The organism is Paraburkholderia sp. (assembly GCF_035501035.1).
Taxonomy (GTDB): Bacteria; Pseudomonadota; Gammaproteobacteria; order Burkholderiales; family Burkholderiaceae; genus Paraburkholderia.
Genome location: NZ_DATJWR010000369.1, coordinates 1 through 3,172 on the forward strand (window position 1 = coordinate 1; position 3,172 = coordinate 3,172).

The following is a 3,172-nucleotide window of genomic DNA, read 5'->3' on the forward strand; positions in this document are numbered from 1 at the left end:
AGCAGCTTGCGAATGCGTGTGGGGTCGGGCTGGATGTGCGTAGAGGCTTCGGGCAGCGGGCTGATGTGCGTGCCGATCAGGTACAGTTCGCCGCCCTTGATCATGACGTAGCTTTCCTTGATGTTGGCGCGGCCCGCGCGCATCGCCTTGACCTCCCATCCTTCGAGCACGAGCCCAGCCTCGTGGCGTTCTTCGATGAAGTAATCGAAGAACGCTTTTCTGTTGTCGATGATGCTCATAGGAAAATGGGAACGGCCCAACTCGTTTAAAATTGCGATTCTAGCAAAGCGGGCTCGCGAAAGCCCGTGGCGCCTTCACCCTTGCCACGCATTGCGCAATTTATGGCGGATGTCCAGAAAACCGTGTTGATTCGCCATTCGGCGGAACAGATGTTCGACCTCGTCACCGATGTCGCCGATTACCCCAACTTCCTGCCGTGGTGCGGTGGCGTCGAGATTCGTCGCCAGGACGAGACCGGCATGGAGGCGAAGATCCACATCAACTTCAAGGGCATCAAGCAGCATTTCGCCACACGCAACACGCAAAAGCGCCCCGAGCGCATCGACATGGAGTTCGCCGACGGCCCGTTCCGCAAGTTCACGGGCTACTGGCGCTTCACGCCCTTGCGCGCCGACGCCTGCAAGATCGAGTTCGCGCTGCACTACGAGTTCGCGAACATCATTCTCGAGAAGATCATCGGGCCGGTGTTCCATCATATCGCGAACACCTTCGTCGATTCCTTCGTGAAGCGCGCAGACCAGCGCTACGGCAAGCGATGAGCGCGAATCTCTCCGTTGACGTCTGCTACGCGCTGCCCGACACGCAGACGCTCATCAGCATCGAACTGCCGCCGGGCGCGACGCTCCAGCAGGCCATCGAGGCGAGCGGCATCCTCGCGCGCCATCCCGAGATCGATCTCGCGAAGCTGAAGGTGGGCGTGTACGGCAAGCTCAAACCGCTCGACAGCGTGCTCGCCGACCATGATCGCGTGGAGATCTACCGTCCGCTGATCGTCGATCCCAAGACGGCGCGCCAGCGCCGCGTGGACAAGAGCCGCAAGGAAGGCTCGATCGAAGGGCGCAAGTGGCTGCCCAAGGATTCGCGCTAGTGCGTCCGCTCAGGCTGTAGTGCTGCGCTGCTGCGCGCCTGCGTCGCACTTGGTGTGACCGGTTTCGCTGCCGAGGCCCGGCAGATCGCCTTCCGGCACGATGCCGTCGCCGTGGGCCGTGTCCTCGGGGCCACCCGAATGCTGACGTACCGACCAGCTCACACCCACCACCAGCAGGCCGATCGCCGCGACTTCCAGCGCGCGGGGCAGCCGGTGGTCGTAGATGAAGCCATAGAGCAGGGCGAACAGCGTCTCGAACACGATCATCTGACCCGAGAGCGTGAGCGGCAGTCGCTTGGCGGCAGCGTTCCAGAGGCCGTTGCCGAGCCACGAGGCGCCGATCGCGAGCACCAGGTTCAGTTGCCAGAACGTCGTCCAGCGCGCGGCGCTCACGCTTTCCTGCACCCAGCCCGATGGCAGGGCGAGGATGCCGAGCCAGAGCACACCGCCGAGCGCGCCCGTCACCACGCCCCACAGCACGGACCATTCGTTGCCGCTGAAGTGCGCATTGCGATGCAGATAGCGGGCGTTCTCGACCGCGAACCAGGTCCAGCACACGAGCGCGCCGACCGCGCAGCCGATGCCCGCGACGCGCGTGAGTACGCTCGCGTGACTGCCGGGGTCGCCGGCGGCGGTGAACACGTCGACGTTGATGCAGACGATCCCGGCGGCGATCATCGCGAGCGGCCAGGCGAGGCGTGCGATCGGCACGGCTCCGTGGTCGCGGCGACCGAGCAGCGTGACCGTGACGGGCAGCACGCCCACGATCAGCGAGGCGGGAGCAATGCCCACCAGATGGATCGCACTTGCGAGAAAGAGGTAATAGAGCACGTTGCCCATGAGCGCGAGCTTCACGAGCGCGACGAGGTCGGCGCGCGTGAAGCGCGGCCAGACGCGGCGCAGCATGGGTAGGAGGGCGGCCAGCGAGACGAGGCCGTACATCACATAGCGCCCCGAGCTCAGGAGCAACGGCGAAAATTCCGCCAGCTGCCGGGGTACGACGAACACGGTTCCCCATAACGCGCCGGCGAGCACGCCGTACAACACACCACGCTGCATTTCGATTCTCTCCAGAAACTTCGTACGGCCCATGCGGGCCATCTAACAGGATGGCTCGAAGCTTAGCTGGCAGCGCACAGGGCCGTCTTGTTCAATCCTGCACCGCGCAGCGGCGCTGCCCGGCTGCCATGCCAAAAATTCGGGTCGGAGGCGTGGTTCGGCCACACCCATTTCGCTGACATGGCCCGAGCGTGGAAATAATCCCGAAAACGGCGCTAAGCCTCTGTTCATACTGATGATTTCCAGGGCGCTATCGCGTATAATCTGCTTTTGCGCCTATAGGATTTGCCATGCGTCTGATCCAGAAAGCACTCACGTTCGATGACGTGCTCCTCGTTCCCGCCTTTTCCGACGTTCTCCCGCGCGACACCAGCCTGAAGACCCGGCTGACCCGCAACATCTCCCTGAACATTCCGCTCGTCTCGGCCGCGATGGACACCGTCACGGAAGGGCGTCTTGCTATCGCCATGGCCCAGATGGGCGGCATCGGCATCGTCCACAAGAACCTCACCGCTGAACAGCAGGCGCGCGAAGTGGCCAAGGTCAAGCGCTTCGAATCGGGCGTGGTGCGCGATCCGATCACGGTGCCGCCGCAAATGAAAGTGCGCGACGTGATCGCGCTGTCGCAACAGCATGGCATTTCGGGCTTCCCGGTCGTCGAAGGCGCGCAGCTGATCGGCATCGTCACGAACCGCGACCTGCGCTTCGAAACCCGTCTCGACGAACCGGTGCGCAGCATCATGACGCCGCGCGAGCGTCTCGTCACGGTCAAGGAAGGCACGCCGCTCGCCGAAGCGAAGGCGCTGATGCACAGCCACCGCCTCGAGCGCGTGCTGGTGATCAACGAGTCGTTCGAACTGCGCGGCCTGATGACCGTGAAGGACATCACGAAGCAGACCGAGCATCCGGACGCGTGCAAGGACGAGCATGGCAAGCTGCGCGTCGGCGCGGCGGTCGGCGTCGGTGCGGACAATGAAGAACGGGTGGAACTGCTGGTGCAGGCCG

5 protein-coding genes are annotated in these 3,172 nt (G+C 63.8%); 3 read left to right on the top strand and 2 right to left on the bottom strand.

Annotated features, from left to right (window positions below):
* A partial coding sequence (gene smpB / locus VMJ11_RS27050; protein ID WP_325623517.1) for an SsrA-binding protein occupies positions 1–239 on the bottom strand: 239 nt, incomplete at its 3' end.
* 102 nt (positions 240–341) lie between these two features.
* On the opposite strand from smpB, the gene VMJ11_RS27055 reads away from it, so the two are divergent.
* Together VMJ11_RS27055 and VMJ11_RS27060 are read left to right on the top strand one after the other, a co-directional pair.
* Positions 342–779 carry a type II toxin-antitoxin system RatA family toxin gene (locus VMJ11_RS27055; protein ID WP_325623518.1) on the top strand — a complete coding sequence of 146 codons (438 nt, stop codon included), beginning with the start codon at positions 342–344 and terminating at the stop codon, positions 777–779.
* Entirely contained in the window at positions 776–1,108 is a 333-nt protein-coding gene (locus tag VMJ11_RS27060; RefSeq protein ID WP_325623520.1) for an RnfH family protein, read from the top strand. Before VMJ11_RS27055 ends, VMJ11_RS27060 begins: the two co-directional genes overlap by 4 nt.
* 9 nt (positions 1,109–1,117) lie before the next feature.
* Here VMJ11_RS27060 and VMJ11_RS27065 read toward each other — a convergent pair whose 3' ends face one another.
* Positions 1,118–2,167 (bottom strand): DMT family transporter, encoded by a 1,050-nt coding sequence (locus VMJ11_RS27065; RefSeq protein WP_325623522.1) that lies wholly within the window; start codon positions 2,165–2,167, stop codon positions 1,118–1,120.
* A gap of 290 nt (positions 2,168–2,457) precedes the next feature.
* On the opposite strand from VMJ11_RS27065, the gene guaB reads away from it, so the two are divergent.
* Positions 2,458–3,172 (top strand): IMP dehydrogenase (guaB, locus tag VMJ11_RS27070; protein WP_325623524.1); only part of this gene is annotated, 715 nt, incomplete at its 3' end.

Excerpts from the sequence above, each read along its gene's own strand:
- VMJ11_RS27055 (WP_325623518.1), top strand. The coding sequence starts at position 342 with ATGGCGGATGTCCAGAAAACCGTGTTGATTCGCCATTCGGCGGAACAG.
- VMJ11_RS27060 (WP_325623520.1), top strand. The coding sequence starts at position 776 with ATGAGCGCGAATCTCTCCGTTGACGTCTGCTACGCGCTGCCCGACACG.
- VMJ11_RS27065 (WP_325623522.1), bottom strand. The coding sequence starts at position 2,167 with ATGCAGCGTGGTGTGTTGTACGGCGTGCTCGCCGGCGCGTTATGGGGA.